General features: G+C 71.7%; 17 protein-coding genes. 2 read left to right on the top strand and 15 right to left on the bottom strand.

Translation table 11 applies throughout. From position 1 onward, the window contains the following. Window positions 1-6: 6 nt before the first annotated feature. Entirely contained in the window at window positions 7-579 is a 573-nt protein-coding gene (locus R9X44_RS03300; protein ID WP_319812434.1) for a TIGR00730 family Rossman fold protein, read from the bottom strand. Between the two features lie 253 nt (window positions 580-832). Here R9X44_RS03300 and R9X44_RS03295 point away from each other — a divergent pair, with 253 nt between their 5' ends. Both R9X44_RS03295 and R9X44_RS03290 read left to right on the top strand, forming a co-directional pair. Then, a complete protein-coding gene (locus R9X44_RS03295) occupies window positions 833-2,032 on the top strand; it encodes a class I SAM-dependent methyltransferase (protein ID WP_319812433.1) in 1,200 nt (399 codons plus the stop codon). Between the two features lie 109 nt (window positions 2,033-2,141). Next, on the top strand, window positions 2,142-3,299 hold the full coding sequence (locus tag R9X44_RS03290) for a homogentisate 1,2-dioxygenase (protein WP_319812432.1): 1,158 nt from the start codon (window positions 2,142-2,144) through the stop codon (window positions 3,297-3,299). Window positions 3,300-5,132: 1,833 nt separating this feature from the next. On the opposite strand, the gene R9X44_RS03285 is transcribed toward R9X44_RS03290, so the two are convergent. The 14 genes from R9X44_RS03285 to R9X44_RS03220 form a co-directional block, all read right to left on the bottom strand. Beyond that, on the bottom strand, window positions 5,133-5,645 hold the full coding sequence (locus R9X44_RS03285; protein ID WP_319812431.1) for a MarR family winged helix-turn-helix transcriptional regulator: 513 nt from the start codon (window positions 5,643-5,645) through the stop codon (window positions 5,133-5,135). Between the two features lie 610 nt (window positions 5,646-6,255). Continuing rightward, window positions 6,256-7,746 carry an MFS transporter gene (locus R9X44_RS03280; RefSeq protein ID WP_319812430.1) on the bottom strand — a complete coding sequence of 497 codons (1,491 nt, stop codon included), beginning with the start codon at window positions 7,744-7,746 and terminating at the stop codon, window positions 6,256-6,258. Window positions 7,747-7,836: 90 nt separating this feature from the next. After that, window positions 7,837-8,523 carry a GntR family transcriptional regulator gene (locus R9X44_RS03275; RefSeq protein WP_319812429.1) on the bottom strand — a complete coding sequence of 229 codons (687 nt, stop codon included), beginning with the start codon at window positions 8,521-8,523 and terminating at the stop codon, window positions 7,837-7,839. Beyond that, window positions 8,520-9,329 (bottom strand): ABC transporter permease, encoded by an 810-nt coding sequence (locus tag R9X44_RS03270; protein WP_319812428.1) that lies wholly within the window; start codon window positions 9,327-9,329, stop codon window positions 8,520-8,522. Before R9X44_RS03270 ends, R9X44_RS03275 begins: the two co-directional genes overlap by 4 nt. Beyond that, complete coding sequence (locus tag R9X44_RS03265; RefSeq protein WP_319812427.1) at window positions 9,329-10,096, bottom strand: ABC transporter ATP-binding protein; 768 nt, start codon at window positions 10,094-10,096, stop codon at window positions 9,329-9,331. Before R9X44_RS03265 ends, R9X44_RS03270 begins: the two co-directional genes overlap by 1 nt. A 29-nt stretch (window positions 10,097-10,125) precedes the next feature. Then, window positions 10,126-11,142, bottom strand: coding sequence for an ABC transporter substrate-binding protein (locus R9X44_RS03260; protein ID WP_319812426.1), 1,017 nt, complete (start codon window positions 11,140-11,142; stop codon window positions 10,126-10,128). Continuing rightward, entirely contained in the window at window positions 11,139-12,113 is a 975-nt protein-coding gene (locus R9X44_RS03255; RefSeq protein ID WP_319812425.1) for an amidohydrolase family protein, read from the bottom strand. The genes R9X44_RS03260 and R9X44_RS03255 overlap by 4 nt, the downstream gene beginning before the upstream one ends. 42 nt (window positions 12,114-12,155) lie before the next feature. After that, window positions 12,156-13,034 (bottom strand): fumarylacetoacetate hydrolase family protein, encoded by an 879-nt coding sequence (locus R9X44_RS03250; RefSeq protein WP_319812424.1) that lies wholly within the window; start codon window positions 13,032-13,034, stop codon window positions 12,156-12,158. After that, the gene (locus tag R9X44_RS03245; RefSeq protein ID WP_319812423.1) at window positions 13,031-13,432 is read right to left on the bottom strand and encodes a RidA family protein; all 402 of its coding nucleotides are present in this window, start codon (window positions 13,430-13,432) and stop codon (window positions 13,031-13,033) included. The genes R9X44_RS03250 and R9X44_RS03245 overlap by 4 nt, the downstream gene beginning before the upstream one ends. A 35-nt stretch (window positions 13,433-13,467) precedes the next feature. Continuing rightward, the gene (locus tag R9X44_RS03240; RefSeq protein WP_319812422.1) at window positions 13,468-13,992 is read right to left on the bottom strand and encodes a cupin domain-containing protein; all 525 of its coding nucleotides are present in this window, start codon (window positions 13,990-13,992) and stop codon (window positions 13,468-13,470) included. Next, window positions 13,985-14,422 (bottom strand): hypothetical protein, encoded by a 438-nt coding sequence (locus tag R9X44_RS03235; RefSeq protein ID WP_319812421.1) that lies wholly within the window; start codon window positions 14,420-14,422, stop codon window positions 13,985-13,987. The genes R9X44_RS03240 and R9X44_RS03235 overlap by 8 nt, the downstream gene beginning before the upstream one ends. Then, on the bottom strand, window positions 14,419-16,038 hold the full coding sequence (locus R9X44_RS03230) for an FAD-dependent monooxygenase (protein ID WP_319812420.1): 1,620 nt from the start codon (window positions 16,036-16,038) through the stop codon (window positions 14,419-14,421). Before R9X44_RS03230 ends, R9X44_RS03235 begins: the two co-directional genes overlap by 4 nt. A 1-nt stretch (window position 16,039) precedes the next feature. After that, window positions 16,040-16,762, bottom strand: a complete 723-nt coding sequence (locus tag R9X44_RS03225; protein WP_319812419.1) for an SDR family oxidoreductase — start codon at window positions 16,760-16,762, stop codon at window positions 16,040-16,042. After that, window positions 16,759-17,835, bottom strand: coding sequence for an Ldh family oxidoreductase (locus R9X44_RS03220; protein ID WP_319812418.1), 1,077 nt, complete (start codon window positions 17,833-17,835; stop codon window positions 16,759-16,761). The genes R9X44_RS03225 and R9X44_RS03220 overlap by 4 nt, the downstream gene beginning before the upstream one ends. Window positions 17,836-17,989 lie beyond the last annotated feature (154 nt).

Genomic DNA, 17,989 nt, shown 5'->3' with positions numbered 1-17,989 from the left:
CGGGACTCAGAACTCCAGCAGCTCCTCGGCCCTGCGCCCGTGCTCGGCCTCCAGGTGGTCGAGCGCCTCGCCGACGTCGCCGCAGAACCGGACCGCCTCGGCCGCCGCCGGCCGGTTGAACCCCTCCTCCAGCAGGTGGTCCATGAGGTCGTGCAGCGGGCCGTAGACGCCGTGCGGGTCGAGGATCACGATCGGCTTGGCGTGGAAGCCGAGGCTGCGCGCGACCCAGATCTCCAGCAGCTCCTCAAGGGTGCCGATGCCGCCGGGCAGCACGAGGAAGCCGTCGGCGCGGCGGTCCATCTCGGCCTTGCGGGCGCGCATGTCGGGAACGATGACGAGTTCGTCGTTGTCGCCGTCGGCCACCTCCTGGGCGGCGGGCATGCCCTCCGGCACCACCCCGACCGTCCGCGCGCCGCCCAGGCGGGCCGCCTCGGCGACCGAGCCCATGCACGACTGGACTCCCCCGCCCGTCACGAGGGTGTGGCCGCGCCTCGCCAGCTCCGCGCCCACCTCGCGGGCGACCTCCACGTGCTTGCCGTCGATCCTCGTGCTCGACGCGCAGAACACCGTCACCGTCATCCCCACAGCGCATGCCCTCTTTCCTGAGTTATGTGTTGTTCAGGGGGATTCTCCCTGTTCACGAGCCATGCCGTGAACGCCCGCGGCGGCACGGGCAACGTGCCGCGCGCGGGCGGAATCCGCTCGAAAAAGTTATCCACAGGCCGTCCGGCGGGGTGTTGTGAAACCGGCGATGATCTGGGCAGGTCCCGAACGGGGCGGCGGTCCGGCGGCACGCGGCGGGCCGGAAACGTGAATCGAGGAGGGGGCTTCGATGGCCGAGGTAGAGGAGCTCGTCGACCGGGTGGTCGGCGACACCGTGGTGGGGCTTGAACTGCTCAACATGTGGCTCGGGCGGCGGCTCGGGCTGTACCGCGCGCTGGAGGAGGGCCCGCTCGACGCGAACGGGCTCGCCGACGAGACCGGCGTCCACCCCAGATACGCGCGCGAGTGGCTGGAACAGCAGGGCGTGGCGGGCTGGCTGAAGGTCGCCGGCGAGGATCCCGGGGGCGATCCCTACCTGCGCGCGTTCGCGCTGCCGGAGGAGGCCCGCGAGGTCCTGCTGGACGAGGACAGCCCGTTCTACCTGGGCGCGCTGCCCGAGCTGTTCGCCTCGATCGCCTGGGCGCTGCCGGAGGTCGCCGACGCCTACCGGAACGGCGGCGGCGTCCCGTTCTCCGCGTACGGCGCGGGCACCCGGCACGGCATCGGCGGGCTGAACCGTCCGATGTACCTCACGTCCGTCGGGCGGTGGGTGGGCGCGCTGCCCGGCGTGGCCGAGCGGCTGTCCCGTCCTGGCGGCCGTGTGCTCGACCTCGGGTGCGGCACAGGCTGGTCCACGATCGCGCTCGCCGAGGCGTTCCCCGAGGCGTTCGTCCAGGGCGTCGACCTCGACCAGGCGTCGGTGGAGGAGGCGAAGGGCAACGCGGCAGAGCGCGGCCTGTCCGGCAGGGTCGCCTTCGCCTGCGCGGACGCCGCGGCCTTCGAGGCCGAGGAGGACCGCTACGACCTCGTCTGCGTCTTCGAGGCGCTGCACGACATGGCCGATCCGGTGGGGGTGCTGCGGCAGGTCCGGGCGCTGCTCAAGCCGGGCGGCTCGGTGCTGGTCGGCGACGAGCGCGTCGCGGAGTCCTACAGCGCGCCCGGCGACCTGCTGGAACGGCTGAACTACGGGTTCAGCACCCTGCACTGCCTGCCCGCGACCCGGGCCGAGGAGGCCAAGGTCGAGGCGGGCACGGTGCTGCGGCCGTCGATCGTGCACGAGTACGCGCTGAGCGCGGGGTTCCCTCAGGGCTCGACGGTGGCCGACATCGAGCACGACCTGTGGCGCTTCTACCACCTGTGCACCGATCCGGGGCCTGGCGCTTCGGCGGAACGGGAGCTCAGGCGTCCGGCCTCCGGGGGAACCGGGCACCGGGCGGAGTCGGCGAAGCCGGGGCCGCAGGCGTCGGGTCCCTGGGTTGAGCGGACTTGAAGAGCGGTCTCCCGCGCGGCGGCCCACACCCTGAGTGATCTGCGTCACAGGTGTGTCGCATACAGTGAGGGCAAGGCCGAGAGCGGAGCGATCGGGGGGAGGCGAGGTCGTGGCCCACTACCGCAGCGTGGGGGACGTCCCGCCGAAGAGGCACACGCGGGGCGGCCTCTACTACGAGGAGCTGATGGGCGAGGAGGGCTTCTCCGGCGACTCCTCGCTGCTGTACCACCGGGGCATTCCCTCCGCGCTCTCCGACGCGCGGCCCTGGACGCCGCCTGGTGGGCCGACCCGCCCGAACCTGCCGCTGCTGCCGCGGCACCTGCGTCCGCACGAGCTGTTCGGCTCCGACGACTGGCGGGAGGCCGACGCCGTCACCGGCCGGCGTGTCCTGCTCGTCAACGCCGACGTCAGGATCTGCTACGCGGTCGCGGGCAGCCCGTCACCGCTGTTCCGGGACGCCGTCGGCGACGAGTGCTGCTACGTGGAGTCCGGCTCCGGCACGCTGGAGACGGTGTTCGGGGCGCTCCCGTTCCGTCAGGGCGACTACGTGATCGTCCCGCGCGGCACCGCGCACCGCTGGGTCCCCGAGGGCGGGCAGCCGGTCCGGCTGTACTGCGTCGAGTCCTCCGGGCACATCGCCCCGGCGCGGCGATACCTGACGCAGTCGGGGCAGTTCCTGGAAGACGCTCCCTACTGCGAACGAGACCTGCGCGCCCCGACGTCGCCGCTGCTCATCGAGGAGCCGGGCCCGGTCGAACTGCTGGTGAAGCACCGGAGCCCGCACGGCCTGGACGGCACCTCCTACCTGCTGCCACATCACCCCTTCGACGTCGTCGCCTGGGACGGCTGCCTGTACCCGTACACGCTCAACATCGCCGACTTCGAACCCTCCACCGGGCGGGTGGACCGGCCGCCGCCCACCCACCTGGTCTTCGAGAGCACAGGCTTCATCATCGGCAACTCCACACCCCGCAAGCCCGACTCCCACCCGCAACCGACCCCCATGCCCTACTACCACTCCAACGTCGACTCGGACGAGGTGACGTTCTACTACGGCGACCACCCGGCCCCCCACCCCTCCGGCATCACCCAGGGCTCACTGTCCCTCCACCCAAGCGGACACACCCACGCCCCCCACCCCACCCCCCACGAACACTCCACCAACACCCCCCAAACCATCACGATCAACACCTCCCACCCCCTCTCCCTCGGCGAGGCAGCCTTCCCCTGCCAAGCCCCCGCCTACCCCTGGACCCACCTCCCCTGACCCCCACCCCCACCCCCACCCAAGCCCACCCACCCTCCCCCCAACAGCCCCACCACCACCCAACCCAACCAACCCCACACCCAGCCTCCCAGCCTCCCGGCCTCCCGGCACCCCGGCACCCCGGCAAAGCCTCCAACACAAGAACCGACCGAACGCGCCCAGGCTCCCGGCAGAGCCTTCGACACCCGCGCCGTACCGGCGCACCCTGACTCCCGCCAAAGCCATCAGCACACGACCCGACCAGACACGCACCCAGGCTCCCGGCAACTCCCGGCAGCTCCTTCAACACACGGGCCAAACCGTCGCCACGCCCTGGCCCCCGACAGTCCCTTCTCCACCAGGCCGGGTCGTGCCCCGGCAGGTGAGCGCGCGAGGCAACGCCGGCCGGGCAGTCCGGGGCACGGGCAGACCAGACCCCGGGGAGGCCAGGACCCGGGCAGGGCAGGGCCGGGCCCGGGGAAGCCGTGGGCCGGGGAGGGCACGGCCGGGAAAGCGTGGGCGGGCGGCGTCGATCGGGATCTCCGACCTCATCGCATGGCCCATCCGGACGCCGCACGGCACAAGATCTAGTGGGATGCCGCAGGGTGCAAGGCGGGCCGGGCCGTCCGGGGCGCAGGCAGGTTAGGCCCCTGGCGGGGCAGGGGCTAGGGCAGGGCCAGGCAGGTCCGGGCCCGGGGAAGCCTGGGGCCGGGCAGGCCCGGGGCCAGGGAGGTCAGGGCCGGGCAGGCCAGGGCGGACAGGGCCGGGCAAGTGAGGACTGGGCAGGTGAGGGCAGTGCCCGGGCAGACCAGGGGAAGCCGTGGGCCGGGGAGGGCAGGGCCGGGGAAGCGTGGGCGGGCGGCGTCGATCGGGATCTCCGACCTCATCGCATGGCCCATCCGGACGCCGCACGGCACAAGGTCAAGTGGGATACCGCAGCGCGCGGAGCAACGCGGGCCGGGCAGGCCGGCCAGGCCCGTGGGAGGTCAGACCCGGGCAGGCGAGGCCCCGGGGCTGGGCAGGGCTAGGGCCGTCCCCTGCCAGGCCCGGGCCTGGGGAAGCCAGGGCCGGGCAGGCCGGGGCGCGGGGAGGGCAGGGTCGGGAAGCGTGGGCGGGTGGCGTCGATCGGGGCCGCCGTGGCCGATCCGGATGCCGGGCGGGTCGGGCTAGGGCAGGGCCTTGTCAGACCCGCGCCCGGGGAAGCCGGGGCCGGGCCGGGGAGGCAGGGTCGGGGAAGTGTGGGCGGGTGGCGTTGGTCGGGGTCTCCGACGTCATCGGGTGGCCGATCCGGATGCTGCGCGGCACAAGGTCAAGTGGGATGCCGCAGCGCGCGAAGTCGCGGTCGCTGCGGGCAGTCTGGGCCGGGGAGGCCAAGGCGCGGCAAGCCGGGCCGGAAGTCGCGCGGGGAAGAGCGAGCCGGAGTCCGGGGCATGGGGAAGGGCGAGCTGGGGTCCGGGGCTCGGGAAAGAGCGGGCCGGGGGGTCGGGGCTCGGGGAAGCCTGGCCGGCGCGGCCGGGGGGTCGGGGGGTCGCGCGCGTAGAAGGGGCGTGCTGGCGACGGTGGGGTGCGGGGAGAGTGGGGTGTGGGGAGAGTGGGGTGTGGGGAGAGTGGGGTGTGGGGAAGCCTGGTCGGGGCGGCCAGATTGCGGGCGAGCCCCGGCCGGGGCCGTCGCGGTGCGGGCTGCCGCGGCGCGGGCGGCCAGGGCGGTCCGCGTGCGCAGAAGGACGTGCGGGCGAGGGCGGGGGCTGGGGCGGGCGGGGGCCCAGGGCGGGGAGGACGGGGCGCGGGGCTGGGGAAGGGGGGTGAGGGAAGGGCGGGGGCGCGGGGTGGGGAGGGTGGGAAGAGGGCGGGGGGTTAGGGGGTGTTTAGGTGGGTTAGGAGGTTGGAGAGGGTTGCGAGGTCGGAAGGGGGGAGGTCGCGGAGGGCGGGGGGTGGGGTGTCGAGGATCGCGGCGGCGGTGGCTGCGGCGCGTAGGCCGTCGGCGGTGGGGCGGACTAGTTTGCGGCGGCGGTCGGACGGGTCGGGCGTCCGGGTAACGAAGCCGCGCTTGACGAGGCCGTCGACGAGAAGGGAGGTGTAGGGGGCGTCCGTGAGGAGTCGTGTCGCGAGGAGGCTTATGCTCAGCTCTCCCTCTTCCGCGACGGTTCGCAACGCCTTGGCCATGGCGAAGCTCACCCCGAGGACCTCGCACACCTCACGCCGCCGATCCCCCCTCTCGAGCACAAGACTTCGCAGACCCCGCCAAACCCTGACCGCCTCGTCTTCCCCAGCCGCGATCCCGGGCCCTGACGCCTCCTCGCCGCCCTCGGCGTCACGGGCAGGGCCGTCCGCATCGCGCTCGGCGTTCGGCATAGAGGCATCGGTCACGGCGTCACGCTAGCCCGGAACGCCCCCTCCCCGCGCACGGGGTCGAGCACCCGGCACTTACACGCCCGGGCTCTATAGGCCCGCGCCCGCAGGCGCGGGACCTGTCGACGCGTGGGCTCCTTGCCAGCGCGCAGCTTGTCGGCGCGGGGCCAGCGGCGCGTGCCTGCGGGCGCGGGACTTGTCGACGCGCGGGCTTCTCGCGGGCACGCAGCCTGTCGGCGCGGGGCCGGGGGGCGCGGGGCCTGTTGGGGCGCGGGCTTCTTGTGGGCGTGCGGCTTGGGCGCGCGTGGGCATGGGTGCGCGGGCTTGTGGGCGCGGGGGTTACGGGTGCGCGGGCCTACGGGCCCTGTGGGTGTGTGCCTGCGGGCGTGGGGCTTGTTGGCGCACGGGCTCTTGTGCATGCGCGGGTTGTCGGCGCGCGGCTTGTGGGCGCGGGGCCTAGCGGCGTGTGCCTGGGGGCGCGGGGCCTGTTGGGGCGTGGGCTCCTGTGTATGAGCGGGTTGTCGGCGCGCGGGCTGTGGGCGCGGGGGGGCCGATGGGGGTGGGGCTAGGGGGGTGGGGGCTTGGGGGGGCTGGGGTTCATGGGTGGGGGGCTTGGGGGTTTGGGGGCTTATGGGCGCTGGGGCTTACGGTGCTGGGGTTCGATGGGCGCGGGGGCTTGGGGCGGGGAGGTGGGGGTGGGGCGGCGGGTGGGGGTGGTGGTTGTGGTTATTAGGAGGATGGCTAGGCCGAGGGTGGTGATGATCCAGTAGGTGGTGCGTTGGGCGGTGGCGAAGGTGGTGGGGGTGAGGTGGGCTTGGGCTACTACTGAGCCGATTATGGCTACGCCGATGGCGGTGCCTACCTGGCGGCTGGTGGAGGCCAGGGCGCCGGCTACGCCTGCTTGTTCGCGGGGCATGCCGGAGACGGCGGCGTCGGTGATGGGTGAGTTGACGGTGCCGAAGCCGATGCCGAAGAGGAGGAAGCCGCCCAGGAGGGCCCAGATGGGGACGCCGGCGGGGGATGTGGTGAGGGCCAGGAGGAGGCCGGTGAGGGTGAAGCAGACGCTCGCGACGAACAGGGGAAGGCGCGGGCCGTGGCCGCCGACGAGGCGGCCGGAGACGGGGGCGAAGATGAGGGTCATCAACGCCATCGGCAGCATGAACAGGCCGGCCTCCAGCGCGCTGAAGCCGCGGACTTCCTGGAGGTAGAGGGTGTTGACGAACATGAACCCGCCGAGGGACGCGCACGCGCAGATCGCGATGAGGGCGGCCCCGGTGAAGGGCGGGCTGCGGAAGAAGCGCAGGTCGATGAAGGGTTCGTCGCGGCGCGGCTCGTACCAGAGCAGCCCGCCGAGGCTGAGCACCGCGATCGCCGCCGACCCGATGACGACGGGGCTGGCGAGCCCGTGCAGCGGCCCTTCGATGATCCCGTACGCGACCGACCCGAACAGCAGCGCGACGAGGAGCTGCCCGACGGGGTCGAACCGCCGCGCGCGGGCCGCCTTGGACTCCGGGATGTGCCGGGTGGCCAGGTAGAGCGCGACGAGGCCGACGGGCACGTTGAGCCAGAAGATCGCCCGCCAGCTCGCCATCTCGACGAGTCCGCCGCCGACGAGGGGTCCGGCGGCCATGCTGATGCCGACGACGCCGCCCCAGATGCCGATCGCGCGGCCGCGTTCGCGCGGGTCGGTGAAGGTGTTGGTGATGATCGCCATCGCGACGGGGTTGAGCATCGACCCGCCGACGGCCTGGAGCGCGCGGGCGGCGATGAGCCAGCCGAGTCCGGGCGCGAGGCTGCACAGCAGTGACGCGACGGTGAAGATGACGAGTCCGACGCGGAAGACGCGGCGGCGTCCGAACCTGTCGGCGAGCGCCCCGGACGGCATCAGCAGCACCGCGAGGACGAGCGTGTAGGCGTCGATGGCCCACTGCAGCCCGGTGACCGACGCGTCGAACTCGGCCCTGATCGACGGCAGCGCCACGTTCAGCACGGTGTTGTCGAGGCTGACGATCAGCAGGGACATGCAGCAGGTGACCAGGATCAGCGCTTTGCGCCGCTTGTCCTGATCGGCGCCAGCACGTTCCCTGCCTACGCGGACCTTCTCGGGTGAGGACGGCACCGACCACCCCCGGTGGAATCGTTACTTGTACTTCTACAAATATTTGGAGAGTACAGCGCGGTCAGGGGTGGTCGGCGGGGCGGGGTCGGGTCAGCCGCGCGCGGACATCGCGGCGAGGATGCGGTGCATCGTGCTCTCCAGGTGGGAGCGCAGGGCGGCCGCCGCGGCGTCGGCGTCGTGCGCGGCGCACGCGTCGAGGATCGCCTGGTGTTCCAGGTGGCTGAGCCGCCGCCGTTCGGCGTCGGCGGTGGCGAACCTGTACCGCTCGCTGTTCTGCCACACCGGTTCGATCGCGCGGGGCAGCCACAGCGACCCCGACGCCCGGTAGATGGCGAAGTGGAAGTCGGTGTGGGCGCGGCGCGCGTTGTCGACGTCACCGGCGAGCAGGAGCTGTTCGTGGCTGGCCAGCGCCTCGGCGGCCCGCTCGACGGCCTCTGGCGTGATGATCAGCGCGGCCCGCGCGGTGGCCAGGGACTCGAGCTCGATCCTGACCTCGTAGGTGTCGCGCAGGTCGTCCTCGGTGAGCTCGCGGACCCGTGCGCCCTTGTGCGGGATGATCTCGACGAGGCCGAGCGCCTCAAGACGCCGCATGGCGTCCCGGACGGGCATCGGGCTCATCTCCAGCAGCGCGGCGAGGTCGTTGAGCCGCAGCGGGGACCCGGCCGGGAGCTCCCCGGCGAGGATCATCCGGTGCACCTCGGACGCCGCGGTGTCGGCGAGGGTGCGCCCCCTGCTCGGGGTCAGCGCCGAGGGCCCGCGCAGGGGACTGCCGCTCACCTGTTGTCCTCGGCCCACGGGAGCAGGATCTTCTCCAGGCCGCTGAGCACGTAGAACAGCACGACGCTCATGACGCCGAGCATCGCCATCGAGGCGAAGGCCAGGGCGGTGTCGGCGCTCGCGCCGGACTGCACGATGACGAACCCGAGGCCGGCGTCGGCGCCGACGAACTCGGCGATGACCGCGCCGATGACGGCGAGGGAGGTGGCGGTCTTCAGACCGACCATGACATGGGGCATCGCGTTGGGGAACCGCACCTTGAAGAACGCCTGGAGGTGGCTCGAGCCGAGGGACTTCACCAGGTCGACCAGCTCGGCCGGGGTGTTCTTCAGTCCCGTGGCGGTGGAGATCACAATGGGGAAGAAGCATAGCAGGAAGACCATGACGATCTTCGGCATCTGCCCGAAGCCCATCCAGACCACGAGGATCGGGGCGATCGCGACCTTCGGGACGGCGTTGACGATGAGGAGCAGCGGGTAAAGGACCTGCTCGACGATCTTCGACATCGCGATCAGCACCGCGATCGGGACGCCGACCAGGACGGCGAGCGCGAAGCCCTGGACGGTCTCCAGGAGGGTCACCCAGAACTGCTCCATGAGGTAGCCGGGCTGGGTGGTGAACGATTCGAGCACGTCGACCGGCGACGGGACGAGGAACGGGTCGATGGCGAACACGACGGTCGCCGCCCACCACACCAGGACCGTCCCGATGACGCCGAGGACCGGCATGCTCCACGCCATCGCGAGGTCGCGGGGGTTCACCCGCGCCTTCTTGCGGTGGCCCTTGCTCAGGGTCTGTGCGGTCATCAGCGGCCTCCGGCGGGCTCGGGCATGAGCAGTTCGTGCAGCTCGGCGCTCACCGACGTGACGCGGTCGGCGTAGGCGTTGTGCCCGAGCGTGCGGGGACGCGGGATGTCCACGTCGATGATCTTGCGGAGCCGGCCGGGTCGCGGGCTGAGGACCACGACCCGGTCGGCAAGCAGGACGGCTTCCTCGATGGAGTGGGTGACGAACACGATCGTCGTCTCCTGCTCCATCTTGATCCGCTGGAGCTCGACCGAGAGCTCCTCGCGGGTGAGGGCGTCGAGGGCGGAGAACGGCTCGTCCATGAGCAGGACGTCCGGGTTCTGGATGAGCGAGCGGCACAGCGAGACGCGCTGCTGCATGCCGCCCGAGAGCTCGTGCGGGAGGCGCTTCTCGAATCCGGCGAGGCCGGTGAGTTCGAGGAGTTCGTGCGCCCGCCTGCGGTGGGTCTCCTTGTCGAGCTTGAGGATCTCCACCGGCAGCATCACGTTGTCCAGCACCGTGCGCCAGGGCAGCAGGGCCGCCTTCTGGAACATGAAGCTGACGTCCTGCCGGGGCTTGTCGACGGGCCTGCCGCCGACCGTCACCGTCCCGGACGTCGGCTTCTGCAGGCCCGCGACCATCCGCAACAGCGTGGACTTGCCGCAGCCGGAACGCCCCACGAGGGTGACGAACTCGTTGCGCTCCACGGTGAGGCTGACGTCGTCCAGCGCGTGGACGCGGCCCTCGCGGGTCTGGAAGATCTGTGACACGTGCCTGAGCTCGATCATCTGCGGTCTCCTACCTGTCCCGCGTGGGACTACCTGTCCGCCTGGACCGCGACGTCGAAGTCGACGAGCTGGTCGGGGGTCACACCTGACGGGATCGCGCCCGCCTCGGTGAGGATCTTGATGTTGGCCTTGACGGCGGCCTCGTCCACGGCGCCGAGGGTCGCGCCCTGGGGCAGGACGTACTCCTTCATGGCCGCGGTCTCGGCGGCGGCGATGGCGGCGTCCTGGGTGGGCTGGAACTTCTTAAGGATCTCTCCGGTCTCCTCGGGGTTGTCGATGGAGTACTGGAGGCCCTTGAGCAGCGCGCCGGTGAACTTCTCGACGAGCTCGGGCTTGTCGTTGGCGAGCTTGGTGGAGGTCATGAGCGCGTTGCCGTACAGCTCGGGAAGGAAGTCGCCGTAAGGCAGCAGGACCGCCTTCTTGTTCTTGGCTGCCTTCTCCACGAGCGGCGCGCCGACCATGAACTGGCCGATCGCGTCGACCTTGCCGCCGGCGAGGAGCTGCGGCAGCGCGGGCGGGGTGGAGGACACGAACTTCACCTTGTCCGCGTCGATCCCCGCGGCCTTGGCGTAGACGGGGAAGGTCACCTGGTTGGTGGAGCCCGACTGGTCGGCGATCGACTTGCCTTCGAGGTCCTTGGGCTTGCTGATCCCGTTGCCCTCGAGGGAGACGATGCCGGCCATGGTCTTCTGGTGGACCATCGCGACGGCGGTGACCGGCAGGGACTCCTTGGCGATGGTGATGGAGGCGGCGGTGAAGTCGCCGGGGCCGAAGTCGGCGCGTCCGCTGGCCAGCAGCTTCATGACGTCGACGGTGCCCGAGCCGGGCTTGACGTCGACGTCGAGTCCGGCCTCCTTGAAGTAGCCCTTCTCCTGCGCGACGTACACGTAGGCGTCGCGCCCGAAGGTGTTGAACGAGGTGAGGTAGTTGACCTTCTCCAGGGCGGCGCCGGAGTCGCCGTCCTCCGCGCCGCCGCCGCACGCGGTGACGGCCAGCAGCAGGACTCCGGCGATGCCCGCGAGCCGGGCGGTAGAGGTGAGCTTCATCGTTCTTCCTTCACTCTGTGGGGGGAGGACAGCAGAGTCCGGGCGTTCTCTTCGCTGATCCGGCGCACGAGGTCCCCGTCGAGGTGGGCGACGAGCGACGCGGGGTCGTCGCTGCCCATCGGGAACGGCCAGTCGCTGCCGAGGACGATCCGGTCACCGCCGAAGCGCGCGACCGCGAGGTCGACGACGGCGGGGTCGTGGGCGAGGCAGTCGGCGTAGAACGCGCCGAGCGCCTCGGTGAGGGGGGCCTGCAGGGCGGGGAGGCCGGGCCGTTCGGTGTCGACGCCGCGCTGCCAGCGGCCGAGCACCGAGGCGACGACGCCGCCGCAGTGCACGAGCAGGAAGCGCAGGCCGGGGAAGCGGCCGGGGACGTCGCCGAAGAGCAGTTGCGCGACGGCGACGCCGGTCTCGTAGGGGTTGCCGAGGAGGTTGGCCAGGTAGAACTCGTCGAGCCTTGAGTCGGGGCTGGATCCGGGGTGCAGGAGCAGCGGGCGGCCGTCGGCGGCCAGGAGCTCCCAGAGGGGGTCGAGCCGTGACGCGGCGAGGCTCACCGATCCGCCGCCCGCCGAGGCCGCGAAGCCCGCCCAGTCCGCGCCTTCGGCGAGCAGCCGCGTCAGTTCGGCGGCCGCCGCCTCGGGCTGGTCGAGCGGGAGGTAGGCCATCGGCAGCAGGCTCGGACGGCCCTCGACGGCCCTCAGGACGCCGTCGTTGACCGCCTTGACCCAGACGGCGGCGTCGTCGGGGCCGAGGTGCTGGCGGAAGAACGGCGGCGGAGCGGAGACCGCGCCCGCGTCGAGGCCGCGCTCGGCGAGCCACACGGTGAGCGCCTCGGGCTGGTAGAGCCGGGGCATGCCCACCCGCGACCCGTCCACGACGAGCCTGCCGCCGTCGCGTTCGACGCCGGGCAGGGCCGCGACGTCGGCGTCGGTGAGGACTGGCGCGAGGTGGGTGTGCAGGTCGATGCCGGCCATGAGGGGCGTGGTCTCCTTCTTCGCTTACGGGTGGGGTACGGGTCAGGCGAGGCGGGTGCGGACCATGCGGTTGCGCAGCTCGCCGAGGCCCGCGACGCGCGTGACGAGCTCGTCGCCTTCGGCCAGGAAGATCTGCGGCTCGCGGGCGTTGCCGATGCCGTGCGGGGTGCCGGTCAGCACGACGTCCCCGGCGCGCAGCGTCATGCCCCAGCTCAGCTCGGCGATGACGCGGGCGAAGGAGAACGCGGTCAGCTTCGTCGTGGAGTCCTGGAGGCGGACGCCGTTGAGGTCGAAGGTGATCGCGAGGTCGTGCGGGTCGGCGATCTCGTCGGGGGTGGTGATCCACGGGCCGAGCGGCATGGTGGCGTCGATGCTCTTGCCCTTGAGCCACTGGCCGCCGTGCGCGCGCTGGAGGTCGCGTTGGGAGACGTCGTTGGCGATGAGGTAACCGCCGACGTGATCCAGCGCCTTGTCTTCGGGGATCGACCTTCCGGTCTTGCCGATGACGATCGCGACCTCGGCCTCGTAGTCCCACTTGGCGGAGATGTCCGGGTCGAACGCGATGCCGTCGAAGGGGCCGATGACGGTGTCCGGGCCCTTGGTGAAGAACGTCGGGTGCTTCGGACGCTCCTTGGGGTCCTGCCCCTCGCGCTTGCCCTGCGACTCCTCGAAGTGCTCCCAGTAGTTCCAGCCGGTGCACAGGATGTCCCGGTTGAAGCGCTCGAGCGGGGCGCGGAGGTCGAGTCCGGCGAGCGGGACGCGGGGGGCGTCCTGCGCGGCGTCGCGGACGGCCTCCAGGGCGGCGGCGTCGCGGACCGCGTCGTCGGGCGTGGGCGCGCCGGACGGCAGGACCGCGGCCTCCTCCCCCACGACGACGACGGTGCGGCGGACGCCGTCGACAAGGGCGGCTCCGTACCTCATCGGTCCTCCACCACGGCGATGGCGTTGATCTCGATGAGGTAGTCCTTGTTCACGAACTTGGAGACCTCGACCATCGTGGACGCGGGCGCGACGCCGGTGAAGTACTGGCGGCGGACGGCGTGGATGGCCTGGAAGTCCTCCATGTTGCGGACGTAGACGTCGACGCGGGCGATGTCGTCAAGGGTGCCGCCCGCAGCCTCGACGGCGGCCTTCAGGTTCTGGCAGACCTGGTGGGTCTGCGCGGTGACGTCGCCGACGCCGGTCACGCCGCCCTCGGCGTTACGTGCGGTCATTCCGGAAATGAACACGAACCTGCCCGCCGCCTTCGCGACTGTCGCCTGGGCGAAATGGCCGTTCGGCACGGCGAGCTCGGCGCTGACGACTTCCTGCTTCGGCATTTCTCTTCTCCTCTTTAAGACAGGGAAAGCCCTGCTCAGCGGGCGTCTTCCGCGCTGCTGTACCACTCGGGCTGGGTCGGGTAGTGCGGCCCGTCGTAGATCTCCAGCAGGACGGTGTCCTCGTCGGCGTGGGTGGGGCCGTGCAGGCTGCCCTTGGGGTTCCAGTAGAAGGAGCCGGGCGTGAGGGTCAGACCTGTCGGGACATACGTGTATTTGCCGGAAAGGCAGAACATGAATTGGTTCGAGGCGTGCGAGTGCCGCGACGGAATGCCTGAGCCCTTCTTGAACCGCACGAGCGAGATCGACGCGCCGGTGTCGTCGTTGCGCCACAGCGGCTTGTGCGACAGTCCCTCGAGGGTCTTGTCGAGCCAGTCGAGGTCCTGGGTCTGCAGCAGGATCTCGCGGAACCTGCCCATGACCTCGCCGGACGGCGTCGTCACGTCCTGCTCGCGCGAGCGCTCGGGGGCCTCGCCGCCGTAGTTGGCCGGCTCGGAAAGGTTCTCCGCCCACTCGTGCTCGGAGATGCCCTCGGGACGCTTCGGACGGATCGGCTCAGCCACGGTTCTCTCCCAGGAACTTCAACTCGATGAGGCGGCTGACGTAGCGGGTGTCGCCGCGGTTGGTGAGCATGTGGACCTCGCCGGGCTCGCGGTAGATGACGCCGCCCGCGGGCTCGTGCACCAGGCGGGGGTCGCCGCCGAGCAGGGCGTCGATCCGGTTGTCGGCGGCCTCGATCGCGACCACGAGGTAGGGGTTAAGGTGCTGGTGCCACGGCTGCTTCTGGCCCGGGCTCAGGTCGATCTCCCACACCCGGACGAACTCGTTCTCCAGGACGATGTTCTGGCCGACGCTCCCCAGCGAGACCGGCTCGCCGTCGGGGCCGACGACATGGGTGTTGTCGTGCGCCAGGGGCTTTCCGTCGGGGCCGACGAGGCCGGGGACGACGGGCTCGCCGTCGGGGCCGACGAGTCCTGAGGTGTTCTCGCTCATGCGTTCTCCTCGAAGGGGGCGGGGGCGCGTCCGGTGATCCGCGCGTAGACGGCGGCCGCGACGTCCTCGTCCGACCTCGGGTCGAACGGCAGGACCGCCGCGACGTGCGCGTCGGGGCGCAGCAGGACGAGGGTGTCGGCCGGGACGCCGAAGCGGCGGCGCAGGCGTTCGGCCGGGTCGAACAGGGCGCGGTCGCGCAGTCCCGAGTCGTGCGGCGCGTCCCAGCGCGAGACGGCGAACCGCCGCAGCGCCGGGCTGTCCTGCGCCGGGATGACGGGTCCGCGCCGCGTGTCGGTGAAGTACAGGGCGACGAAGGAGTCCTTCGTCAGGTCGTGCAGGTGGACGCCGCCGCCGTCAGGCCCGAAGACCGGCAGGTCGGGCGCGCGGTCGCCCGCCCGGACGGGCAGGGGGGCGTCGCCGGTCTTGAACATCGACCACTCGCCGGTGCCGTCGACGTCGAGGGTGACGCCGAGCATCGCGCGGGTGAAGGCGTTGCCCCAGTTCCCGTCGGTCATCGCGTCGAGCGCCGCGCCCTCGCGGGCCATGTACTGGCGGGCCGCCTCGGCCATCTGCCCCGAGCCCTTGACGGCGATCGGGGCCTGCTCGACCTCGTAGCCGTCGAGGACCTTCGGGTCGGCCCAGCCGCGCAGCACCCACGCAAGACGCCACGGCAGGTTGGACGCGTCGAGCACGCCGGTGTTGAGGCCGAGCGCCCACATCGGGGTGATGAGGTGGGCGGCGTCGCCGAGCAGGAACACCCTTCCGTCGCGCCACTTGCGGGCGACGCGGTGGTGCACCTTGTAGACGTTGGTACCGATGACCTCGATGTCGTCTACCTCGCCGATGAACCTACGGGTCTTCTCCCGCAGCTCTTCTACGGTCGGCTCTTCGGCGTCCTTGGGCAGCGGGTACAGGAACCGCCAGCAGTGCGGCTGGCGGACCAGGATCATCCACTCCTCCGGGTCGGAGAAGTAGGCGAGGTAGGGGTAGTCGCGGGGGTTGGCGACGTCGAGGTCGGCCTTGATGTCCACGAGCATGTAGCGCTCTTCGAGGGTCTTGCCCTCGACGGTGATGCCGAGCTGGCCCCTGATCGTGGAGTGGCCGCCGTCGCAGCCGAGCAGGTAGCGGGCCTTGAAGGTGGTCGCGCCCTCGGGGCCGTTCAGGTGCAGCTCGACATGGTCGTCGGCCTGCACGAACTTCTCCAGCCGGTGCGCCATCCGCAGCGCGCCGGGGGCCTTGGCCTCGAACGCGTCACGGAGGACCGGCTCAAGGTGGTGCTGGGGGATGTTGATGACGAACGGGAACCTTGTGTCCTCGGTGAGCTCGCCCGTACGCACGCTCAGGGTCGGCTCGTTGGTCACCCGGTCGATCTCGCCGATCTCGTCGATCCGCAGGGACGCGCGCAGGACGGGGTCGAGCGCGTCGTAGCGGTGCAGGACCTCGAGGGTCCTGGTCAGGACGGTGCCCGCCTTGGTGTCCAGGGACAGGCTGTCGTCCTCCTCGAAGACGACGACGGGGACGCCGTGGTGGACGAGGCCGAGAGCGGTGATGAGGCCGACCGGGCCGCCGCCCACGATCGCGACGGGCAGGTTCTCCTTCGCGGAAGGGTCGGACATGTCACTCCTTGGGGTACGCGCGGTCGCGGCTGAGCTGGGAGCCGGTCATGGTCGCGGCGTCCGACAGCAGGAAGAGCAGCGGGCCGACGACGTCCTCGGGGGTGCCGATGCCGGTCGTCTTCGCCCAGTGCTCGCGTTCGCCGCCCTCGGGGTTGGCGGCCTGGAACTGGGGCGTGTCGATGACCCCCGGGGCGAGCACGTTCACGCGAACGCGGTGCTCGGCGACCTCGGCGGCCAGGGACTTCGCGAAGGGGATGAGCGCGCCCTTGCTCGCGGCGTACGCCGACGCCTCGGCGCGGCCCATGTGCGCCAGCCCCGACGTGAACATCACGATCGAGCCGGAACGCCGCGCCACCATCGACGGGAGGACCGCCTGGCACGACCACACGACGCCGTCGAGGTTGACGCCCAGGGTGCGGGCCCACTCGTCCGACGGCATCTCGGCGACCCTCGTGCGGGGCTGGATCGCGGCGCCCGCGACGAGCCCGTCGACGTGGCCGTGCCTGGCGATGACGCCTTCGACGGCGGCGAACACGGCCGCGCGGTCGGAGACGTCGACCTTGACGTGCTCGACCCCGGGGAGGTCGAGCCCGGCGGCGACGTCGAAGACGACGGCCGTGCCGCCGCGCGCGGCGATCCCGCGCGCGAGGCCCGCGCCGATGCCGTTCGCGCCGCCGGTGATGACCACGACCTCGCCGGTCGCGTCGAAGGAGGTCCGGATCATCGCCGCGCCTCCGGGAGTTCCGCGCCGACCTTGGCGGCCGTCTCGCGCAGCGCCTTGAGCACGCTCGCCTCGACGCGGACCCCGCGCGCGGCGGCGGCGTCGCTGCGCTCGGCCTCGATCTGGCCCGGCAGGTAGAGCCGCTCGACGCCCGGGGCGGTGGGCGAGCCGGTGATCTCGGCGGCGAGCGCGGCGAGGCGCTCGGCGAAACCGTCGGCGTCGCCGAAGGCCGCGACGTCGAGGGCGAGGAAGAAGTGCGCGCAGTCGTTCGGGACTGACACGTCGGCGTACAGGCCCTTGACCTTGCTGCCGGACGCGCCGCCGGACAGGACGCCGGTGAGGACGTCCACGATGAGCGCGAGGCCGAAGCCCTTGTGGCCGGCGGCGGGCAGCAGCATGCCCTTCAGCGCGGCGTCCGGGTCGGTGGTGGGCGCGCCCTGCTCGTCGGTGGCCCATGTCGCGGGGATCGCGCGGCCCTCGGAGGCGGCGATGCGGATCTTGCCGAGCGCGGCCTCGGACAGCGCCATGTCGAGGACGACGGGGTGGCCGTCCCGGCTCGGCACGCCGACCGCGATCGGGTTGTTGCCGACGACCGGACGCGCGCCGCCCGGGGCGGGCATGAGCGGCCGTGTGTTCGCGGCGGCGATCCCTACGCAGCCGTGCGCCGCCGCGTATTGCACGTAGCGGAACGCTCCACCGAAGTGGAACGCGCGCCTGACGGCCACCACGCCGACGCCGTGCTTCTTGGCCTTGTCGACCGCGAGCGCCATCGCCTGGTCCGACGTCAACTGGCCGAGCGCGTCGCCGGCGTCGAGCACCGCGACCGCCCCGAGGTCGACGACGACCTCGGCGGCCTCCTTGCGGGACACCGATCCGGCAAGGACCCTGTCCACGTACATCGGCACGAGCATGGCCCCGTGCGAGGAGACCCCCCTCAGGTCGGCCTCCACGAGCGACTCCGCCACGACCGCGGCCGCGCCCTCGCCGAACCCGACGGCCCGGAACACCGAAGCGACCGCCTCAAGCAGCCACCCGGCCTCAACGAGCCCGTCGCGCTCTTCCTGCGCCACCGTCACGCCCCTCACCTCAACTCCTCGACTGACACCCCGGATTCTGTAGATATCTCATATCAAATGTCAAATATCTCCAAGAGGTTAACCGGGTGATCATGGACCGGGAGAAGGGGGGTGAAAGCGCAGGTCAACCGCCATAACGCCGACTGCGCGGGGG

Source organism: Actinocorallia sp. A-T 12471 (genome assembly GCF_033875155.1).
Lineage (GTDB): Bacteria > Actinomycetota > Actinomycetes > Streptosporangiales > Streptosporangiaceae > Actinocorallia.
Note: the sequence above shows the minus strand (reverse complement) of the source record. Positions and strands in the feature narration are given on the sequence as shown.